Consider the following 20,298-nt stretch of genomic DNA (forward strand, 5'->3'; position numbering starts at 1 on the left):
CCATGCGTAAGAAAATCAAAATCGTTGTGGTGGCGGGCATCATCGCAGCCGTCGGGGGATAGCGATCGCTGCCCGCGATGTCAAGGACGAGGGCAAGGCCGCGGCCCCCCCGGCGGGCGCGCCGATGGCGCCGCAGGTGCCCGTGGCCGAGGTCATTACCCGCACGGTCACGCCATCGGCCGAGTACACCGGCTTCCTGGCCGCGCCCAAGACCGTCGAGTTGCGTTCGCGGGTCGGCGGAGCCGTCGATGCGGTGAGCGTTCCCGAAGGTAGCCTCGTGCGCAAGGGCCAACTGCTGTTCCAGATCGACCCAAGGCCGTTCCAGGTGGCGCTCGACACGGCCGTGGCGCAACTGCGGCAGGCCGAGGTGCTGGCCAGCCAGGCCCAGGCCGACTTTGACCGCGCCGAGCGCCTGGTGGCGACCGGCGCGGTCTCACGCAAGACCTACGACGATGCCGCCTCAGCACGCAGCGCACGTCAGGCCCAAGTGCAGGCGGCCAAGGCCGCCGTTGCTGCGGCACGGCTGGATCTGTCTTACACGCGCATCACGTCGCCTATCGCGGGGCGAGTTGACCGCGTGCTCGTGACCGAGGGCAACCTAGTCAGCGGTGGCGGCGCTGGCGCTGCGACGCTGTTGACCACGATCGTTTCCATCGACCCACTGCACGTGTACTTCGACATCGATGAGGCCACGTACCTCAATGTTGTAAGCCGCTCGCGACCCCTTGCGGGGCCGATAGCAAGGACTCGCTGCCCGTGCAGGTCGGGCTGACCACTGACAAGGGTTTCCCGCACAGGGGCGTACTCGACTTCGTAGGCAATACCATCGACCGAAGCACCGGCACGATCCGCGCGCGCGCCGTCGTGCCCAACCCGAATGGGCACATGACACCCGGCATGTTCGCCCAGGCCAAGCTGTCCACCGGCGCGGCGCGCGAGGCCGTACTGATCGACGACCTGGCCGTGGGCACCGACCAGGGGCGCAACTACGTGCTGGTCGTCGGTGATAATAATCAGGCCCAGTACCGGCCCATCGAACTGGGGCCGGTGGTGGACGGGCTGCGCGTCATCAACGGCGGCCTGCAGGCCGGCGAGAAGATCATCATCAAGGGTCTCGTGCGTCCCGGCATGGCGGTCACGCCGCGCATGGTGCCTATGCAGGTACCCACGACACCTGCCACCGGTGCGGCCTCCGCAGCGGCGTCGACCGAGGCCGGTGACGCGGATCAGGCCAAGGCTGACGGCGCGGCTGGCTCGACGGAGGCCCGCCAATGAACTTCCCTCGTTTCTTCATCAACCGGCCGATCTTCGCCATCGTTCTGTCGGTGCTGATGCTGATCGCCGGCGCGATCAGCTATTTCCAGCTCCCCTGAGCGAGTACCCACAGGTCACGCCGCCGACGGTGCAGGTCACCGCCAGCTATCCCGGTGCAAATCCGCAGGTGATCGCCGACACTGTGGCATCGCCGCTGGAGCAGGCGATCAACGGCGTGGAAGGCATGATGTACATGCAATCCCAGATGTCCACAGACGGGCGAATGGTACTCACCATCTCTTTCGAGCAGCACGTTGACCCCGACGTCGCACAGATTCAGGTGCAGAACCGCGTATCGCGCGCGCTGCCCCGGCTGCCCCCGACGTTCAGCGCATCGGCGTAGTCACTGAAAAAACCGCGCCTGACATTCTCATGGTAGTGCATATGCTCTCGCCGGGAGATCACTACGACCCGTTGTACGTGTCCAACTACGCAATGCTCAACGTGCGCGACGAACTAGCCCGACTGCCGGGCATCGCCAACGTGATCATTGGCGGCGAAGGCGAGTACGCAATGCGGGTCTGGCTCGACCCGAAGAAGGTCGCATCGCGGGGCATGACCGCCAGCGATGTAGTTGCTGCCATCCGTGAACAGAACGTGCAAGTTGCAGCAGGCTCTATCGGCCAGCAGCCCAATGCATCGTCCGCCTTTCAGGTTACCGTTAATGCTCTGGGCCGCTTGACCACCGAAGAGCAGTTCGGTGACATCGTGATCAAGGCTGGTGCTAGCGGCCAAGTAACGCGCCTGCGCGACGTTGCGCGCCTGGAACTGGGCTCGGACAACTACACCATGCGCGGCCAACTCAACGGTGAAAACGCGGTCGGCCTGCAAATTCTGATGACGCCCGGCTCCAATGCCCTGGACACGTCCAGCGCGGTGCGCGCGACGATGGAGCGGCTGCAGGCTAAGTTCCCCGAAGGCATCGAGTACAAAATCGCCTACGACCCCACGGTCTTCGTGCGCGCCTCGCTCCAGTCTGTCGCCGTCACGCTGCTGGAGGCCATCCTCCTGGTGGTGATCGTGGTGGTGCTGTTCCTGCAATCCTGGCGCGCATCGATCATTCCACTGATCGCCGTGCCGGTTTCGCTGGTCGGCACGTTCGCGGTGATGCACATGTTCGGCTTCTCGCTGAACACGCTGTCGCTGTTCGGCCTCGTGCTCTCCATCGGCATCGTGGTGGACGACGCCATCGTGGTGGTGGAGAACGTCGAGCGGCACATGGCTCTGGGCGAATCTCCCAAGGATGCGGCGCGCAAGGCCATGGATGAAGTGACCGGCCCGATCCTGGCCATCACCTCGGTGCTGGCGGCAGTCTTCATCCCCTCGGCGTTCCTGTCGGGGCTGCAAGGCGAGTTCTATCGCCAGTTCGCGTTGACCATCGCGTTCTCGACTATCTTGTCGGCGATCAACTCGCTCACGCTGTCGCCCGCGCTGGCAGCCGTCCTGCTCAAGCCGCACCATGGCGCAGTCAAGCCAGATCGCGTCACGCGCATCATCGAGGGCGTGTTTGGCGGCTTCTTCCGCCGCTTCAACCGTTTTTTCGATAGCGCCTCGAATGCCTACGTAGGAGGCGTGCGCCGCGCGGTGCGCGGCAGCACCATCGTGTTGCTGCTCTACGTCGGCTTCCTGGGTTTGACCTGGCTGGGCTTCCACAAGGTACCTACTGGCTTCGTGCCCGCGCAAGACAAGTACTACTTAGTGGGCATCGCCCAGTTGCCTACCGGCGCGTCGCTGGATCGCACCGAGGCAGTCGTCAAGGAGATGACCAAGATCGCATTGGCCGAGCCTGGCGTTGAAAGCGTGGTGGCCTTTCCCGGACTGTCGGTCAACGGCCCGGTGAACCAGCCGAACACCGCGCTGATGTTCGCCATGCTCAAACCCTTCGATGAGCGCAAAGAACCGTCGCTGTCGGCCTTCGCCATCCAGGGCAAGCTCATGGGCAAGTTCAGCCAGATCCCGGACGGCTTCGTTGGCATATTCCCGCCGCCGCCGGTGCCGGGCCTGGGTTCGATGGCGGCTTCAAGCTGCAGATCGAGGACCGGGCGGGCCTGGGTCCCGAGGCGCTTGCGCAGGCACAGGGCCAGATCATGGGCAAGGCCATGCAGGCGCCCGAGCTGGCGAACATGCTCGCCAGCTTCCAGACCAATGCACCGCAGTTGCAGGTTGACATCGATCGGGTGAAGGCCAAGTCCCAGGGCGTGTCGCTAACCGAGGTGTTCGACACATTACAGATCAATCTCGGCTCACTATATGTCAACGACTTCAACCGATTCGGTCGGACTTACCGGGTCATGGCCCAAGCCGATGCGCCGTTCCGCATGCAGGCTGAAGACATAGGCATGCTCAAGGTGCGCAATGCAGCGGGCGACATGATCCCGCTGAGCGCGATCACGACCATTGAGCGCAGTTCCGGCCCCGACCGGGTGATGCACTACAACGGCTTTCCCTCGGCCGACATCAGCGGAGGGCCAGCGCCGGGCTACTCGTCCGGACAGGCTACTGCCGCGATCGAGAAGATCGTGACCGAGTCGCTGCCGGACGGCATGACCTACGAATGGACGGATCTGACTTTCCAGGAAAAGCGGGTTGGCAATACTGCGATCTATATCTTCGCGCTGGCGGTGTTGCTCGCCTTCCTGTTCCTGGCGGCCCAGTACAACAGTTGGTCGCTGCCGTTCGCTGTGTTGCTGATTGCACCCATGGCGCTGCTCTCAGCGATCGCCGGCGTCTGGCTCTCGGGAGGGGACAACAACATCTTCACACAGATCGGTTTCGTGGTGCTGGTCGGCCTAGCCGCCAAGAACGCGATCCTGATTGTGGAGTTCGCCCGCGCGAAGGAAAGCGAAGGGCCGATCCGCTGGCTGCCGTGCTCGAAGCCGCGCGCTTGCGGTTGCGCCCAATCCTGATGACGTCGTTCGCCTTTATCGCTGGTGTGGTGCCACTGGTGCTGGCCAGCGGTGCGGGTGCCGAGATGCGCCATGCCATGGGCATCGCGGTATTCGCCGGCATGCTGGGCGTGACGGCATTCGGCCTGGTGCTGACGCCGGTGTTCTACGTTGTGGTGCGTAAGCTGGCGCTGCGCCGCGAAGCGCGCCATGCCCATGTCGGCATGACCGACCAGCAGGCGTGACGGCCAGGAGGACATACGACATGAAGACATCTTTCACACTCAAACGATCCGCCAAGATGCTGGCGCCGCTCGTCCTCGCGGCGGCACTGGCTGGCTGCTCCATGGCACCGAAATATGACCGGCCCGTAGCGCCGATCGACACAGCGTATCCTTCCGGCGCGGCCTATGTGGAACCGGCGGTCGCGACGCCCGACGACGCGATCACGGCCGAGATCGGCTGGCGGGACTTCTTCCGCGACCCGCTGCTGCTGCAGTTGATCGGCATCTCGTTGGAGAACAACCGCGACATGCGCAAGGCCGCGCTCAACGTCGAAGCGGCGCAGGCGCTGTACCGCATCCAGCGCGCCGAGGTGCTGCCAAACCTGGGCGTTTCCGCCAGCGGCGCGTCAGAACGTGTACCGGCCGACCTCAGCACCACGGGCAAAGCGAGGTGCTCAGGCGCTACGACGTGGCCGGGGTGGCGGCCGCCTGGGAACTGGACCTGTGGGGCCGCATCCGCAGCCTTAACGACCGAGCGCTGGCGTCCTACTTGGCCCTCGACGAGACCCGCATCGCTACGCAGATGAGCTTGGTGTCCGAGGTGGCCGGCGCTTACCTCACGCTACTTGCCGACCAGGAGCTGCTGCGCCTGACAAGCGACACCCTCGCCACACAGAAGCTCTCCTACGACCTGACGACCCAACTGGTGGAAGCTGGCAACTCCACTCAGCTCGACCTGCGCCTCGTGGAGATCGCGCTGCGCACCGCCGAGGCCAATCATGCTGCTTACACGCGACAGGCGGCCAGGGACCGCAACGCGCTGGTACTGCTGCTGGGCCAGCCGCTGACGCCCGAGCTTTCCCGACAGTTGGACGAGGCTGTGGTGCTACCCGACAACATCGTGCCAACCGATCTACCAAGCGGTTTACCGTCGGAACTACTCGCGCGCCGTCCTGACATCCGCGCTGCCGAGCAGATGCTGATCGGTTCCAACGCCAACATCGGCGCGGCGCGGGCAGCATTCTTCCCAACGATCAGCCTCACGGGTTCGGCCGGCACGGCCAGCGCCTCGCTCGACGGCCTGTTCGATTCGGGCTCGCGGGCCTGGAGCTTTCTGCCGCAGCTCACGCTGCCCATCTTCCGCGGCGGCGCATTGCGCGCCAGCCTGGACATGGCACAGGTACAAAAGAGGATAGAGATCGCCAACTACGAGAAGTCTATTCAGGCGGCTTTCGCAGAGGTGGCCGACGGCTTGGCGGGCAAGCGCACACTCGATGAGCAGATCCGCTCGGAGCAACTCCTGGTGGCCGCGAGTCAAAAGGCCTACGAGCTGGCCGGGCAGCGTTTTCAAGAAGGCGTGGACGACAACCTTACCTTGCTCGACGCGCAACGCACACAGTACGGTGCGCAGCAGACCCTGGTGCGCACGCGCCTGACGCGGCTGAACAACCTCATCCACCTTTACAAGGCGCTGGGTGGCGGCTGGACTGAGCATACGGTGCAATCGGGCTCCACCGCGCAATCATCCACCCGGTCGCCGGGATAAAGGCTATGCGCAACGGTGGCGTTCCCCATCGTTGCGCACGGAGAACTGGATGAGAATCGGTGAGCTTGCGCGCTTGACGGGCACCCCCCCGGAGAACATTCGTTTCTACGAGCGGGAGGGCCTGTTGCAAGCCCCGGAGCGGTCACGCAACAACTATCGGCGCTATGGCCCGGCGCATGTCGAACGGCTTCACCTGATTCGCAACTACCGTGCGTCGGGGATCGGCCTGGATGACGTGCGCCGTCTGCTGAGTTGGGCACATGAGGGGTTGCTGGAACCTGAACTGCTAAGGCAGGCTGTCCAAGGCCATCTCGCCTGTGTCGAGGAACGTATGGAGCAACTGATCCAGGTGAAAGAGCACCTGCTCGGCTTGGCCTTGCACGGGGCGGCTTCCGAGGATGGACCGGCTCGCGATGGCTCGTGAGCATCGCATGGCCTTATAACTGAATATATATTCATTCGTGTAATATTTCCGGCCAGACAAACGAATAAGAAAGACGCCATGACCGACCCGAACATCACGCGCCGAAACATCGGTGTTCTCACCGCCGCGCAGGCGCTCGGCGGCGCCAGCGCGCCCATCGTGATGTCGCTGGGTGGGCTGGTCGGCCAGCAGCTTGCCAACGATTCGGCCTGGATCACGTTGCCCGTGAGCCTGTTTGGCCTGGGCCTTGCCATCGGCACCTTGCCCGCAGCGTTCATCATGCGACGCCATGGCCGCCGTAACGGATACGTGGTCGGGGTCGGCTTCGGCGTAGCCTCGGGCCTGATCGCCGCACTGGGCATCATGCTGGCGTCGTTCTGGATCTTCTGCGCCGGCACCTTCCTGGCAGGCTTCTACAGCGCGTATGTGCAGAGCTACCGCTTCGCAGCTGCCGACACCGCCGAGGACGCACTCAAGGCCAAGGCCATTTCCTGGGTCATGGTGGGCGGCCTCGCGGGCGCTATCATCGGGCCGCAGTTGGTGATCTTCACACGCGACGCGGTAGCGGGCACGCCCTACGTCGGCAGCTTCCTCAGCCAGGCGCTGTTGCCGCTGATCGCCTTGCCGATCCTGCTCATGCTGCGCACGCCGCGCCAGACCCAGGCCGAAGCAGTCGCCGATAGCGGTCGGACGGTGCTGCAGCTCTTGGCGATGCCGCGCTATCTGCTGGCCGTGGCTGCGGGCGTGGTGTCCTATGGGGTGATGGCGTTCGTGATGACCGCCGCACCTGTAGCGATGGTCAACCATGGACATTCGGTGGACAACGCCGCCCTGGGCATCCAGTGGCACTTGCTGGCGATGTTCGGGCCGAGCTTCTTCACCGGACGACTGATGGTGCGCTACGGCAAGGAGCGCGTGACCGCCGTCGGCATGGTGCTGCTCGCCGCCTCTGGGGTGGTGGCCCTGGGCGGGCTCGGCCTGTCCCACTTCTGGGGCTCGCTGGCGCTGCTGGGCATCGGCTGGAATTTCAGTTTCATCGGCGCGACGGCGATGGTCACCGACTGCCACACTCCGGCCGAGCGGGCAAGGCGCAGGGCATGAACGACTTCTTCGTCTTCGCCGCCACGGCGGCCGTGTCGTTCCTCGCGGGGTCGATCCTGCACAACTCGGGCTGGCAAGCGGTCAACTGGATGATCTTCCCGGCCTTGGCGCTGATCCTGGTGCCGCTGCTGTGGCAGGGTCGGTACGGTCGCAACTGACTTGACTTGGTGGGGCATTGATCGAGGACTGGAAGCCGATAAGTGGCCCGTTCCGGCACTACACGACTTGTCTCCACTGCTGAAATTTCGGAAAGCTACTTTGCCGTTCCACCTTTATTGATGGTCAAAGAGTTGTATGGGCAGATGAATTTAGTTAATTAGATTTATCAAGAAGCAGTTTAACCACGGCTTTGGCTTTGCGAGCAGCGTGCAAATCTCCAAGAACGTGAGCCTGAATAATCGCCCCTTCAAGCAACATAGCAATTGTTTCAGAGATTTGAACTATCGATTCTCTGGACGTTATGGCAAGTGAAGTGTGGTGTGTGATCCATCGCAGCATAGCCTCTTTGTTTCGGGCGCAAAGCTTATGTATATCATGATCCGGATTGCTGAATTCGGCGCTGACATTAATGAAATAACAGCCCAAGAAAAGTGGCTTGGATTGATCGAGACCCTGAAACAGATCGTCAAAGGCATCAAGCATGGCATACAAGGCGTCCCTGCCTGGCGTCGCTTCGTGCAAACGCAAATCGAGCCAAGAGAAATACTGCTGATCACAATATTCGACGGTCGCAGCAATCAGATCTTCCTTGCTGGAGAAGTGGTTATATAGCGTTTTCTTGGCAATGCCGGACTCTTCAAGCACCCGATTTATACCAACAGCATGAATGCCGTACTTATAAAACAGGTTGAAGGCAGTTGCGACTAACTGTTCTTTTTTGTCCATGGTGTTCTTCATCGTTGTGAGGATTCATACACGACATGTTGACACAGGGAGACAGACCTGTCTACATTCCACAAGGAGACCGATCTGTCTCTTTCTTTGTAATTTCCTTGAGGCTTCTTTTATGAACACGACAACAGCGGCTTCCGCACAACAGCCCTCCGTCATCTATGATCTAGTCACGATAGGTTCCGGTTCGGCGGCTAGGGCCGCAGCGAACGAAGCACGTAGGCTCGACAAAACAGTCGCCATGATCGAACAGGGGTTGGCGGGAGGGACCTGCCTCAATGTAGGATGCGTTCCTTCAAAGACGTTGCTTGCGGCGGCTTCTGCTCGTATGTCTGCTGCGCATGGGAAGTTCCCTGGTGTAGCGACCTCGGCCGGGCCTGTCGACTTGTCTTTGCTTGTCAGAGATAAAGATCAAATGATCGGGCACTTCCGGCAGTCTTTCCATGTGCAAGCACCCAAGGATGCAGGTATTGCGGTATTTCGCGGCAAGGCAACCTTTGTAGCGTCAGGCGAGCCTGATATCGTAGAGATCATCGTCGCGGACTCAGACGGCAACACAAACCTGGTGTGCGCCAAGCAGGTACTCATCGCCAGTGGGGCCGCGCCATTCATTCCTTCCATTCCTGGCCTCAGTGAGGTGGGCTTTCTCACTTCCGCCTCGGCCATGTCCCTGGAGCAGGTGCCTGAGTCCATGCTGGTCGTCGGCGGCAATGCGATCGGTCTGGAGCAAGGTCAATTGTTCGCTCGACTGGGCAGCAAGGTTGAAGTGGTCGAGATAGCTCCTCGAATTGCACCGCTCGAGGATCCCGCAATTTCTGCGGCACTGGAGCAGGCGCTGTCAGCGGAGGGCATCATATTCCATACTGGTGCCAATCTGACAAACGTCGCACCACACGAGAACGGGGTGCTTGCGACTGTCGTCTCCGAAGGACGTACTCAGCAACTTTTCGCCCATAAGATTCTCATGGCGACGGGGCGGCGTCCGGCAACTGAAGGACTCAACCTTGATGCGGTCAATGTGTCCATGGGGGATCGAGGCGAAATCATTGTGGACGAACATCTGCGAACCTCAAATCCTCGCATCTGGGCAGCGGGCGATGTCACTGGTATGGCTCAATTAGTGTATGTCGCTAGTGCACAGGGGACGTTGGCGGCGAGCAATGCTCTGGGGAACGTACCTGGGTCCCTAGACTACACCGCCTTACCCCGCGTCATTTTCACGTCACCCGAGATGGCTGCTGTCGGCTTGACTCCAATGCAGGCTGAGGCGGCCCATATTGCCTATGAGGTTCGTGAACTTCCGGTTTCCTTTGTTCTACGCGCCATTGTAAGTCGTCACGACCAAGGGATAATCAGGCTGATATCCGAGCGTGAGACAGGAATGATTCTTGGCATTCATATGGTAGGCGAATCTGCTGGAGAGGTTATTGCAGCTGCAACATATATTATTTCCGCAGGCCTTACCGTTGACCAGCTTGCAAAACAGTGGTCTCCTTACTTCACTATGGCGGAGTCACTTAAAAACGTAGCAAGCAGTGCACCAACTTTGGAAAATTCGGCTAACGGCTAAAGTTTATTATTACTATGCGCTTAAATTTCAAGGGATCGCTCCAAGGTGAAGTTTCTTGATGTGAGCATGCTTCAGCTTTTGCTATGGCGGGGTCGCTCAATAGGCTTCCCGCCTTTTTTATGGTGAATCATCAAAAAAATTTCCCGATCTTGAATGTCTCCATAAAAACACAAGGGATACCGCTCAGCCTGTTGACGAGAAAGGTAGGGTTCTTCTACTAAGAAAATCCCATCAGAACTTCAAATTATTTTCTCTTAATTTTAAAGGTTGTCATCCAATTCATGCGCGATGAGGCAGACACGCTGGTCTGCTTCAGTCCCCCGAGCACTGCGACCAGAAGGAAAGATGTTATTCGTTTCATAGTTCGATTTCCTACTGTGGGTCAGGTGAAGCGGTAGTGTCCATGTGCCTTCCGGTAAGTCGATGGCTCGCGCCTGCTTGATAAGTCGGGGACGCCGCCTCAGCCTCACCTTTGAGTCCGTAGATACGTATAGCATCTTCCATGTGTGCCGCCGTTACAATCCCAAGCATCCGCAGTGCACTTGCCTAGTCATTTAGTCATGCAAGGCCGAATGCGCGTGGCGGATTTACGTTACTGCTGAAGCTGCTTCTGCATGGTGTTGTGGTTGTAGTAGTCGCTGGCATAGATAATCTTTCCGTTCACAACACGGAAGAAGCTCACACCGAAATAACTGATGTTCGAGTTGGAGGGTGACGTCTCGCCATCGCTTTTCTTGGTAGCGGTGAATTCCCACTCGATTGCCACGGCGTCGCCGGAGGCTACAGGCTGCGAGCGGATTCTCATTTTCCGGTCAGGCAGAATTTGCATTAGAAACTGCGACACTTCGGTAATGGCTTGAGGCCCAGTGCGGGACGCTTCATTGCTGGTATTGAAATAGACGACATTGGGGCAAGCACTTTTTCCATCGCGTCGGTTCGCCCGCCATTCCAGGCATCAAGGTATTGTCGGACCAGCTTCACACTCTCTGGCTCATCTGCCGCGTGCGAAGTGGCACTATAGGCGAGTGAAGTCAGTCCAAGCATTATTGCTCCTAAAGCCCGCATCGAGCAGTGGCGTAAGCTGCTTGAAGAGCGAAGGGAACTAGATAACAAGACGTGCTGCATGCTTTTCATGGTCTAAAATTTCCAAAACATGTTGAAAGAAAACCTCGCTCACACAGGCGTGGTGAATAACGGCGTGGCACGTGATGAGTGCCCCAGAGATTGCCAGTGATTGCTCTTTTCGTTAATAGATAGGATCATCCTATATATATGGGCTGAGTCGGTACAATGGAGGTCCTGATAGCTACCGTCTCTGTTGTCCGAGAACCGCGATGAATAACCGCTTCACACTCCCACAGGCACCACGGCGATCGCTCGTCGATTCGACGATCGAACTGATCCGCGACCAGATCGAGGGGGGCGCCTGGAAAGTCGGCGAGCGCATCCCCAAGGAGCAGGAACTTGCTGAGATGCTGCAGGTAGGCCGCAACACGGTGCGGGAAGCCATTCGAGTGCTCTCCCACGGGCAGGTCCTGGAAGTCCGTCAGGGGACGGCACCTATGTGCGAACCAATGTCGATCCGGTCGAGGTGATGCGCCGTGTCGGACGCTCGGACCTGCGGGAGCACTTCGCGTTGCGCAACATGCTGGAGGCTGAGGCGGCGAGGTTGGCCGCGGCACACCGGTCCAAGGCGGACGTTGGGCTGCTGCGCCGACTGTTGAACGCCCGCGGAGAGCGGGAGCAACACGTATCGAGCGCGGCCTTCGCTGAGGCCGACACGGCTTTCCACTGCGCGATCGCCGGCATGTGTGGCAACGGCGCACTGGCTGAGCTGTACCGCTATTTCGCGAATTCGGTTCGTCTGAACACGCTGACGATGCTGGAGGACAAGGAACTGCCTGAGCCGGGTCTCGCGGCCCATAAAGTGATCGTGGATGCCATCGAGCGCCAAGACGGAGAAGCAGCCGCGGCGGCCGTACGGAATTTGGTCGCCCCGTTGATTGCGGCGCTTGAGAAATCGAGCTGATCCGAGAGCGCCTCCCGCGCTGGCAATTTCGTGGCGACAGAGCATCGCGTCCTTGCGGCTGACGACGGAAGGTTTCATTTCCACCGAGCTGCCGGTTGCAGTTTCACCGATCGTAGCGCGCATTGTTCCCCGGAGAGCATACGGTAGCCGGTCATCAAGAATAGGCCCATAGCGCTACAGCGACCGGACGGTGCTGTTCATATCGAATCTTCGATGCGACCACCCGCCAGGACATGCCGGGCCAGCGCCTCGGCATCGGCGTGGCTAGCCCGGGTGGACTGCGGTGTTCCGAAAGCCTGGACGAGCTTTGGCAGCATGGCTTCTAACTGGGCTCGCTTATCCAATTCCGGTTCGACATGGATGAGCGCGAGCAAGGTGCCGCCAAGCGTCTCCTTGTGAGTCTTCAGCCAGACGCCGCGCTGGGCGCGGTCGTCGAGAGCCTCTTCCGGCCCGCCCGCGACGTAGATCAGCACAAAGGGCTTTCTACGGGCGACGAGTTCGTCCATTTCCGCGCACCAGGCGCTGCCGTATCCGTCGTATATGTTTGCACCATTGAAGCGGACGATGGGGAAATCGCTGATGTCGTGAACTTTTGGTTGCTGGGACATGATCCTGGACTTTGGTTTTTTTAACATCCTAACATCCTACCTTTAATGGGAGTTACTTGCAACTGAAATGGGCATGGGCACACCGCCATGCGGTGCCAAGTGGCGGACGAAGTATGGGCTTGACATTCCAACAATGGGAAGCCCTACAGTGAGCCCATCAACCTCATTCAAGGAGTTTTTCATGAAGGTCAACAAGTTCAGCCTCTTGTTCATTGCGGGCGCCGTCGTGGTCGCAGCCGGCCTGGTGGCCGTCCAGAAAAAGGTGGACCCGTCGGGTGAAACGGCGCAGGCCAGCGCCAGCGCAGGTCACCAGGGGCACGCGATGCCGTCCAGCGCCTCGGCCAATGACAGTCCCTCCACGACCGCTTACCGCGCCGTTAACGATCAGATGCACGCCGGGATGGGGGCGCAGTTCACGGGTAACCCCGACGTCGATTTCATGCGCAGCATGATCCCGCATCACCAGGGCGCGATCGACATGGCCAAGGTGGCGCTGCAGTACGGTAAGGACCCGGAGGTTCGCAAGTTGGCCCAGGAGGTCATCACCGCGCAGGAAGGCGAGATCACCATGATGAACAAGTGGCTGGGCGAAAACGACCAGCAGGCGGTGGCCGGTAGCTCGGGCGATGCCTCGACGGCAGCCTACCGTGCCGGCAACGACCGCATGCATGCGGACATGATGATCGACTTCAGCGGCGACGCCGATGTGGACTTCATGCGCGGCATGATCCCGCACCACCAGGGCGCGATCGACATGGCCAAAGTGGCGCTACAGTACGGCAAGAACCCGGAGGTCCGCAAGCTGGCCGAGGAAGTCATCTCCGCGCAGGAAGGCGAGATCACCATGATGACGAGCTGGCTTGCCGCTCGGGGCAAGTGAGGGCGCGACCATGACCCAGGCCAACACTCCGCACATCCTCATCTACAGCACTCCGGCGTGTCCGGACTGCCGGGCGCTGAAGGCGTGGCTGTCCCAGCACGGCATCGCGTTTGAAGAGCGCGACCTGACCGACCCGAAGATTTCCGCGGAAGCCAAGTCGCGAACCGGCGTGCGCGTAGCCCCGATCACGATCATCGGCAACGAGGTCTTCTATGGCACGTTCGCAAGCCAGAAACCAGGACTGATGAAGGTGCTTGGCCTTCAGTGAGCCGCTGAAAGAATACCGTGGTCACGGGTGGAGCCGCCGGTGCGGACCCCAGACCCTGTAAGCGCTGTTGCGGACGCGTCTGCACGCAAAGTCCAAGACCGTGGGGCATTCTTCGCCGACGACGCTCGGAGCTTTCACCTGCGGTCGTTGACATCACGAGAGGAAGTTTTATGCGATCGATATCATCAGCCACCTCCCTGCACGTCGCCATTTCGGAGGGCATCACAGTCGCCAACGACCTGCCGTTCGTGCTGTTCGGCGGCATCAACGTCATCGAGGATCTCGATACGACCCTGGCTGCGGCCGAGCACTTCGTGGAGGTGACGCGCAAGCTGGGGATACCCTTCGTTTTCAAGGCGTCGTTCGACAAGGCCAATCGCTCGTCGATCCATTCTTTCCGAGGCGTCGGCCTGGACGAAGGGCTGCGAGTCCTCGATGCGGTCAAGTCGCGGTTCGGATGCCCAGTCTTGACCGACGTGCATGAGGTTCAGCAGGCCATGCAGGTCGCAGCCATTGCCGATGTACTGCAAGTTCCGGCCTTCCTGGCCCGGCAGACCGATCTGGTGGTCGCCATTGCCCGCACCGGTCGGGTAGTGAATATCAAGAAGCCGCAGTTCCTCAGCCCGGGTCAGATCAGGCATGTCGTCCACAAACTGCACGAGGCTGGCAACCCGCGCGTCCTGCTGTGCGAGCGTGGCACGCAGTTCGGCTACGACAATCTCGTCGTGGACATGCTGGGCTTCCGCGAGATGAACTTTGCCAGCGGTGGTCTGCCGCTGGTGTTCGACGTCACCCATAGTCTGCAACGCCGGGAAGCGGGTGCAGTGGCTTCGGGCGGACGTCGCGAGCAGTTGCCCGAACTCGCGCGGGCCGGCATGGCGGTCGGCATTGGTGGTTTGTTCCTCGAAGCACACGCGGACCCGGCGCATGCACGCTGTGACGGACCCAGCGCTCTGCCACTGGACGCGCTCGAACCGCTGCTGCGGCAGGTCAAGGTGGTGGACCAACTCGTCAAGTCGTTCGAGCCTCTTCGGATCGACTGAAGCCTGCCACCCGCTCAAACAGAACGTGTGGCACTTCCCCCTTAGTCGGCTATTTGAGCGACAGATAAGGATTGTTCGGTGGAACGGCATCGAATATGTGCGATGGATCTTCGAGCAAATATCCATGCACCTGGCGCGTTTTGCGAGGCCCCATGACCTCGCACGTCCTGATGTTCAGACCCGATGGCTGTTTCCTGTGGAGTCCGAGTTTTTCAAAGCGCTTCTGCACCCACTGCCAGTTCTGCAGGGCCGCGTCCTTTGCAAGCGGCCCAATGTTTGGATGCTCTTGTGCGTAGCGCTGGAAAATACCAGGGCTGATCAGGTAAACCGTGTCGGACACGGTATGTACCAGGGCCTTGGCGTCATTGATGATGAGCTTGCGGGTCTGGACGGCCTGTTTCAGCCAGGCCATGAAATGCTCGCCCGATGGCCGCCCGGTAAATGAGGCGGAATCGTGCGCGGCAGGCGCGGCGGTCGGCGCCGAAGGACCAGGGGCCGATGCGGGATGGTCGAGCGGCGCCGCTGCATCGTCGGCACCCTCTGGCGGGGCTTCGACGGACTGCTCCGGCTCAGGCGTTGCCTCGAACATCGCCAGCATGCTTTCCAGCGGGTCGGCCGGATTGCGCTGCGGGCTGGGAGGTATGGCGCGACTCCCGCCCGACTGATCTGGATGGCTGCTTGCTGCAGGCTCCTTCTCTGTTGCCGCCGCTGTTCCGGGTCGCAGTGCAGCGTCGTGCGCGGACGGGCGCGGCCCGTCCTCGGCCTCGCCGGCGTTGTCCACGGTCACGGTTCCCGCAAATGGGCTGGGTCGCTCCGAGGGCTCCCAGATCAGCGCCGGGGCCAGGCGCAGGAGCGTGAAGGCATGGGACCAGCCACTCTCACTGGTAATAGTTGCGCGCCAGATGGCCTTGCCGGAGGCGGTGGGCTGCAACATGGCATGATCCTGTAGCACGTTGAACACGGCCGTGTTGTTCGCGGGGATGCCATCGACCCCTGGGACAGCAGGTGCGCGCGCAGCTTGTCCGAGACTGTCTTGCTCACCAGCCACAGCGCGTCCTCGGTGAGCCAGCCATCGGAGGCTTCGGGCTGGTTCAGTTTCAGCTCTTCCTTGAGCAGGTAGCGCAGCCCGTTGACCAGCTTGCGTTGGAGCGAGTGCTTGGGCGCGGCCATGGCACGCGCGGGATCGCCGCCCAATTCCTGAGCGACGGAGGCGCGGTCAGCCTGCACGACCAGCTCGCCCAGTACCCCGGCGTGCTCGTACTGCCCGGCCAGAACGTAGAGTAGCGGCGCCCACAGGGAAGGATAGCCACTGAGCCAGTCCAGCAGATCGCGGTCGAGCAGTTGCCGGTAGAGCAAGCCTGTCGCGGCGCTATGGAGCCGGTACTCGCGGTCGTCGCGGTAGCGGAAGCGGTACGGTTGGCGCAGCGGGCCGTGCCATGGGTGCCAGGTGCTCCCGTCGGCCAGCTCGACGTGCAGATCGACGGCAACCTTGCCGATGTCATGAAGCAGTGCGGCATAGGCGACGGCCGCAGTCCAGGCTTCGGCCTGCGCCGCTTGGTCTTCGGGGCTGGCCCCGATGGGCAGCAAATGGGACTGCCGCAGCTTCAGGCTGTAGGCGACGATTTCGAGGCCGTGATCGAGCATACCGCCCGGGTAGGCGTGGTGGTGCGCTTCGGAGGCCGGGAAGACCTGGACCAGCTCGGCGTATCGCTCCAGTGGCGCGCGGTACAGGGTGGCGAACTGCCGGCGCGAGAGCGAGGTGCGCTGCCAGATGTGTTCCAGCAGCTTCTGCCGGCGCGGGGTGGCCAGCAGCGATGCGGCCGACTCCGGCCGCATCAACCCTTTCGGGAGGTCGATGGCGGGGGCTGGAGACGTCGCGGCAGCGACCGGAGGCCGTTTCCGCTGGAACAGGGAGAGCATGTCGATGTCCTGATAGCGGGCCGGGCGGGAGGCCTTTTTGCCTTTTCGGGATAGGGCCTTTCCCCTTGCATCCCATTCCCTTGCCGTTTCGACCCTTTGGCCTTTCACCGTTTCGGTATAGCTGGGCCTGAGTTGCGGCTCCAGCGTCAATGCGGAACCCGCACGAATGGATTGGACGGCGAATTGGCGCTGGCCCCGGCCTATGCTGCCGGGACGCTACACCGCCAGGTGGGCTCCCACTCAGGCGATCAAGTTGACAAAGGCGACAAAGGCGACTAGAGTGAGTCTTGTCTCAAACCTACCTGGGAGTTGACCATGCCCACTGCGATCGAATTCATTGCCGACCGGCTGCCGCGCGTCACGGTGGAGGATGTGCGACGCTTCGCCGATACCGTCGAAATCCGGGATGCCCCGGCTTTCGCGGCCGAGTTGCAGGCGTTCATCCACGAGCGCGTGGAGGCTGTGACGCTGCCCGCTAACCTGGAAGGTGAAACGGTGGCGCAGGCCTTGCAGCGCAAGGCGGCCGCGTTGCGCTCCGACACGCGCTGGGCACCGACTGAAACCGACGTCCAGAGAGGCCGCGCCGTGCTGCTGGAAGCCTTCAATCAGCCGGACAACCTGCCGCCTGCCGAGTTCGCCAAGCTGGCGGACAAGTCGCGCCAGCAAATCTACAAGGACATCCTCGCCCGTCGGCTACTGGCGCTGAACGTGGGGCCGCGCGGCCAGAAGCTGCCCGACTGGCAGCTCGACCCGGTGAAGCAGCAGTTGACCCAAACCGTGCTCCAGGAGGTCGAGGGCATCGACCACTGGACGATCTACAGCGCGCTGTCCGAGCCGCTCGAAGGCTTGGGCGGTCGCTCGCCGGTGGATGCGGTGACGCATGGCACGATCGATGACGTGGCCGAGGCCGTGTTCAACGTGCTGGGCGTCCAGGTGCATTGAAGCGAGATCGCCATGAGCCACGAGCTGCCTTCGTTCCTGATCGATGACGGTGAACTGCTCCAGCATGTGAGCCGCGTCGTCTATCGGGGCAGCCCGCTGTACTATGGCCGCAGCAGCACGAATCGCTACGATGACCCGGCGGGGGCCTACGGCGTGCTCTACCTGGGGCGCGACCTGCCCACGGCGCTGATGGAGTCGGTGTTTCACAAGCACCAGTGGCTTGCGGACACGCAACGCTCGATCGCGCTGAAAGAAGTCCAAGCCCGGATGGTGCGCGCAGTAGGCGTGATGGACGACGTGCTTCTGGCCGATATCACGACGCCGGGCGTCATGGCGGGCTACTTCGGCCTGAACCTAGAGCAGTTGGCCAGCCGCGACTACACGCACACGCAGCAGGTGTCCGCCCAGGTGCATGCGATGCTCGCAGATGACGGCCAGGCGCTGTTCGACGGGGTGCTCTATCCGTCGCGCAACAACTATCCCGCTAAGAGCATCGCCCTGTTCGAGCGTGCGGGAGCGAAGGTTGGCGTCATCGAGGACATCGACCTGGTGGACCACGTGGACTGGCCGCATTTTGTTGCCACCTACCGCATCGGCGTTGAACCTGACCCCGGCCCGGTGGGGCCGGATGACGAAGCGTCCTGAAGCAGCAAGAAAACACATTGAAGCCGCAAACCGAATGAAGTGGAGCAAACTGGAATAGGCATTCCTTAACAGCAGGATACGACCATGAACACGACGACCCGCACCAGCACCGCAGAACGCCTCGGCCGCGCCTTTGGCCGCGGATGGCGCGCCTATGCGCGCGGCGAACGGCGGGCGTCGAATTGGCTGGTATTCAGGGGTGTGCCGCGAGCTGGTGCTACCGCACTTGTGTGGGTCTTCAAGCTGGCTGTGCTCGGGGTGCTGCTCTACGTTGCTTTCTGGTTCGCACTCGTGCTGCTGGGCGTGGTGGTGGCAGGATGGGCTATGAATCAGCACCATCCCGATGAAGAAGGGTTTGAACTGCAGTACCCAACCATTGAGGAACTGCGGGCCACGCCTGGCTACGATCCCAACCTGTACAACGATACCTCCCACGAGATGTACCAAGACGACTGACGCCGAAGGTCATTCGATCATTTGAGCTTGCCGCCTGAGACAGCACCTGCTCCTTTGCCGCCAGCGCTTCCTGCATCCTTTGTGGCAGTGGCGAAGGTGTTGGCGATTGCACCGGCACGTACACCGACCCAGGTGAGTGCGCCAATCCAGAACGTAGGCAGGACGATGAACATGGTGCCCATGACGAACATCAGAAGCATGTCGCCAAAGGCATTGTTCAATCCCACCAGCGGGTCGAAGTTGGTGTGCGGCCGATTCCACCCGAAGCCCCAGCCGTAAAGCGCATCGAGGATGGTGCTGTCGATCCAGCGGGCGAGCTGGAACCAGAAGTCCACGAAGAACAGCGCGAACTGCACGACGCTGACGGTGACGACCGTTTTCAGGTCATAGGTGCCGATGACCAGCACGAGCGGGATGCAGATGACCAGCGCCATCTTGAGCAAGGCGAGGACCATGGGCAGAGCCTGTCTCACGACGTCCATGGCAGGAAACGCGGCAATCGCGCCGACTGCCATGCCGACGTCGCCCGTGGCGCGCGTCACGATGTTCGGCAGGGTCTTGTCGATCTGGCCGCCGTAGTCCGTATAGACGCTGCCCTGGTTCAACTTCTGCTGCCGCGGGGAGGCGATGGCGCGGATCACCGAGTCGTCCACCTCGGCCCGGCTCAGGAACCCGGCCCAGCCCGCCAGGCGATTCAGCAGGCTCGGGTCCACCTGTCCCAGCAGGCGTGCCCGCAGGCCGTTGCTGCCATCGGCCCACCACTGCCTACAGTTCGGATAGCCGCCGCCGCTGGCCACCTGCGCAAGCCCGGCATCGCGGTTGCTGTCGTAGGGCCAGTCGTCGCGCGGCGTGCTGGAACGGTACGTGTCGTAGTAGCCGTTGGTGTCGGTGAAGAACCTCGATCCGATCCAGGTCACGTCGTGCATCTGCTGCTCATCGAGCTGAGGGCGCTGCATGAACAGTTTGGCCCGCGCAGGCCCATAGCAATCCCGCGAGAAGTCCGCCACTTCCTGGGCCAGCACCGGGTCGTCAATGCGGGTCGCGTCGATCTCCATGCGCATTTGCCGCAGGTCCGTACCACATGGGATCGCCGCCACCGAGGCGCTCGTGACAGCGCGCGAGAGCGCGTGCATGAAGGCCCACCAGACCGGCACCTTCGCGGACTGGTTGTTGATGGTGCTGAAGGACTGTGACCAGCCGGTATCCGTGGGCTGTGGCACGCTGACCTGGCACTGGGCCGAGCGCGAGCTGTCGTACTGGATGGTGTTGAGGTCCACGTCGATGAACGGAATGCCCGCGAACATCACCACCACGATGGCGACGAAGACCCGGTTCTCGATGCGGACGGCCGAGAGCAAGCCCTTGTTGCCTTCGTCGGCACCTTCCGCACGGGCCTTCAGCCACTCCTGCACGATGATGGCGACGAAAGGCAGCGCGAATACCCCGCTGGACACCAGCACCGCCCAGATGCCGTTGTTGACGATCCAGGACACGAGGGTGAGGTAGTACTCCAGATAGTCGGTCGTGAAGAGCGTCATGGTCCCGATCTCCC

At 61.5% G+C, this 20,298-nt stretch carries 16 protein-coding genes and 5 pseudogenes; 15 read left to right on the forward strand and 6 right to left on the reverse strand.

What is annotated here, in order from left to right:
- Positions 1 to 124: 124 nt before the first annotated feature.
- The 6 genes and pseudogenes from H9K75_RS25270 (at position 125) to H9K75_RS19650 (ending at position 7,652) form a co-directional block, all read left to right on the forward strand.
- Entirely contained in the window at positions 125 to 772 is a 648-nt protein-coding gene (locus H9K75_RS25270; protein ID WP_319016845.1) for an efflux RND transporter periplasmic adaptor subunit, read from the forward strand.
- Entirely contained in the window at positions 757 to 1,275 is a 519-nt protein-coding gene (locus H9K75_RS25275) for an efflux RND transporter periplasmic adaptor subunit (RefSeq protein WP_319016846.1), read from the forward strand. The genes H9K75_RS25270 and H9K75_RS25275 overlap by 16 nt, the downstream gene beginning before the upstream one ends.
- A pseudogene (locus H9K75_RS19635) lies at positions 1,272 to 4,444 on the forward strand (efflux RND transporter permease subunit). Before H9K75_RS25275 ends, H9K75_RS19635 begins: the two are co-directional and overlap by 4 nt.
- 20 nt (positions 4,445 to 4,464) lie before the next feature.
- Positions 4,465 to 5,969, forward strand: a pseudogene (locus H9K75_RS19640) (efflux transporter outer membrane subunit).
- Between the two features lie 49 nt (positions 5,970 to 6,018).
- Complete coding sequence (locus H9K75_RS19645; protein ID WP_086068400.1) at positions 6,019 to 6,393, forward strand: MerR family transcriptional regulator; 375 nt, start codon at positions 6,019 to 6,021, stop codon at positions 6,391 to 6,393.
- Between the two features lie 78 nt (positions 6,394 to 6,471).
- Positions 6,472 to 7,652, forward strand: a pseudogene (locus H9K75_RS19650) (MFS transporter).
- 154 nt (positions 7,653 to 7,806) lie between these two features.
- Here the strand turns inward: H9K75_RS19650 and H9K75_RS19655 are convergent.
- Complete coding sequence (locus H9K75_RS19655) at positions 7,807 to 8,379, reverse strand: TetR/AcrR family transcriptional regulator (RefSeq protein ID WP_226858324.1); 573 nt, start codon at positions 8,377 to 8,379, stop codon at positions 7,807 to 7,809.
- Positions 8,380 to 8,500: 121 nt separating this feature from the next.
- Here H9K75_RS19655 and merA point away from each other — a divergent pair, with 121 nt between their 5' ends.
- Positions 8,501 to 9,955 (forward strand): mercury(II) reductase, encoded by a 1,455-nt coding sequence (merA, locus tag H9K75_RS19660; protein WP_086068397.1) that lies wholly within the window; start codon positions 8,501 to 8,503, stop codon positions 9,953 to 9,955.
- Between the two features lie 592 nt (positions 9,956 to 10,547).
- On the opposite strand, the gene H9K75_RS19665 is transcribed toward merA, so the two are convergent.
- Positions 10,548 to 10,907: a nuclear transport factor 2 family protein gene (locus H9K75_RS19665; protein ID WP_226858767.1), complete on the reverse strand. Its 360-nt coding sequence runs from the start codon at positions 10,905 to 10,907 to the stop codon at positions 10,548 to 10,550.
- Between the two features lie 382 nt (positions 10,908 to 11,289).
- Here H9K75_RS19665 and H9K75_RS24215 point away from each other — a divergent pair, with 382 nt between their 5' ends.
- Positions 11,290 to 11,550, forward strand: coding sequence for a FadR/GntR family transcriptional regulator (locus H9K75_RS24215; protein ID WP_226858325.1), 261 nt, complete (start codon positions 11,290 to 11,292; stop codon positions 11,548 to 11,550).
- Entirely contained in the window at positions 11,520 to 11,984 is a 465-nt protein-coding gene (locus H9K75_RS19670; RefSeq protein ID WP_226858326.1) for a FadR/GntR family transcriptional regulator, read from the forward strand. Before H9K75_RS24215 ends, H9K75_RS19670 begins: the two co-directional genes overlap by 31 nt.
- 197 nt (positions 11,985 to 12,181) lie before the next feature.
- Here H9K75_RS19670 and H9K75_RS19675 read toward each other — a convergent pair whose 3' ends face one another.
- Positions 12,182 to 12,592: a GntR family transcriptional regulator gene (locus H9K75_RS19675; RefSeq protein WP_086068454.1), complete on the reverse strand. Its 411-nt coding sequence runs from the start codon at positions 12,590 to 12,592 to the stop codon at positions 12,182 to 12,184.
- Between the two features lie 181 nt (positions 12,593 to 12,773).
- Between H9K75_RS19675 and copM the strand changes: the two genes are divergently transcribed.
- The 3 genes from copM to kdsA all read left to right on the forward strand — a co-directional run bounded on the left by copM (position 12,774) and on the right by kdsA (position 14,783).
- Positions 12,774 to 13,472: a CopM family metallochaperone gene (gene copM / locus H9K75_RS19680; RefSeq protein ID WP_086068394.1), complete on the forward strand. Its 699-nt coding sequence runs from the start codon at positions 12,774 to 12,776 to the stop codon at positions 13,470 to 13,472.
- A 10-nt stretch (positions 13,473 to 13,482) separates the two neighbouring features.
- Positions 13,483 to 13,740 (forward strand): glutaredoxin family protein, encoded by a 258-nt coding sequence (locus H9K75_RS19685; protein ID WP_086068453.1) that lies wholly within the window; start codon positions 13,483 to 13,485, stop codon positions 13,738 to 13,740.
- A gap of 197 nt (positions 13,741 to 13,937) precedes the next feature.
- Positions 13,938 to 14,783: a 3-deoxy-8-phosphooctulonate synthase gene (gene kdsA, locus H9K75_RS19690; protein ID WP_216355697.1), complete on the forward strand. Its 846-nt coding sequence runs from the start codon at positions 13,938 to 13,940 to the stop codon at positions 14,781 to 14,783.
- 49 nt (positions 14,784 to 14,832) lie between these two features.
- On the opposite strand, the pseudogene H9K75_RS25645 reads toward kdsA, so the two are convergent.
- Together H9K75_RS25645 and mobH are read right to left on the reverse strand one after the other, a co-directional pair.
- Positions 14,833 to 15,282: pseudogene (locus H9K75_RS25645) on the reverse strand (conjugal transfer nickase/helicase domain-containing protein); the annotation flags it as partial.
- Between the two features lie 462 nt (positions 15,283 to 15,744).
- Positions 15,745 to 16,703: pseudogene (mobH, locus tag H9K75_RS25650) on the reverse strand (MobH family relaxase); the annotation flags it as partial.
- Between the two features lie 315 nt (positions 16,704 to 17,018).
- On the opposite strand from mobH, the gene H9K75_RS19700 reads away from it, so the two are divergent.
- The 3 genes from H9K75_RS19700 to H9K75_RS19710 all read left to right on the forward strand — a co-directional run bounded on the left by H9K75_RS19700 (position 17,019) and on the right by H9K75_RS19710 (position 18,746).
- Positions 17,019 to 17,645 (forward strand): hypothetical protein, encoded by a 627-nt coding sequence (locus H9K75_RS19700; RefSeq protein ID WP_047219624.1) that lies wholly within the window; start codon positions 17,019 to 17,021, stop codon positions 17,643 to 17,645.
- A gap of 12 nt (positions 17,646 to 17,657) precedes the next feature.
- Positions 17,658 to 18,290, forward strand: coding sequence for an RES family NAD+ phosphorylase (locus tag H9K75_RS19705; protein WP_058130708.1), 633 nt, complete (start codon positions 17,658 to 17,660; stop codon positions 18,288 to 18,290).
- 84 nt (positions 18,291 to 18,374) lie between these two features.
- On the forward strand, positions 18,375 to 18,746 hold the full coding sequence (locus H9K75_RS19710; protein WP_058130706.1) for a DUF3742 family protein: 372 nt from the start codon (positions 18,375 to 18,377) through the stop codon (positions 18,744 to 18,746).
- 17 nt (positions 18,747 to 18,763) lie between these two features.
- Here H9K75_RS19710 and H9K75_RS19715 read toward each other — a convergent pair whose 3' ends face one another.
- Positions 18,764 to 20,284, reverse strand: a complete 1,521-nt coding sequence (locus H9K75_RS19715; RefSeq protein WP_047219618.1) for a conjugal transfer protein TraG N-terminal domain-containing protein — start codon at positions 20,282 to 20,284, stop codon at positions 18,764 to 18,766.
- Positions 20,285 to 20,298: the final 14 nt, after the last annotated feature.

It is taken from the genome of Diaphorobacter aerolatus (assembly GCF_014489535.1).
GTDB lineage: Bacteria > Pseudomonadota > Gammaproteobacteria > Burkholderiales > Burkholderiaceae_C > Diaphorobacter_A > Diaphorobacter_A aerolatus.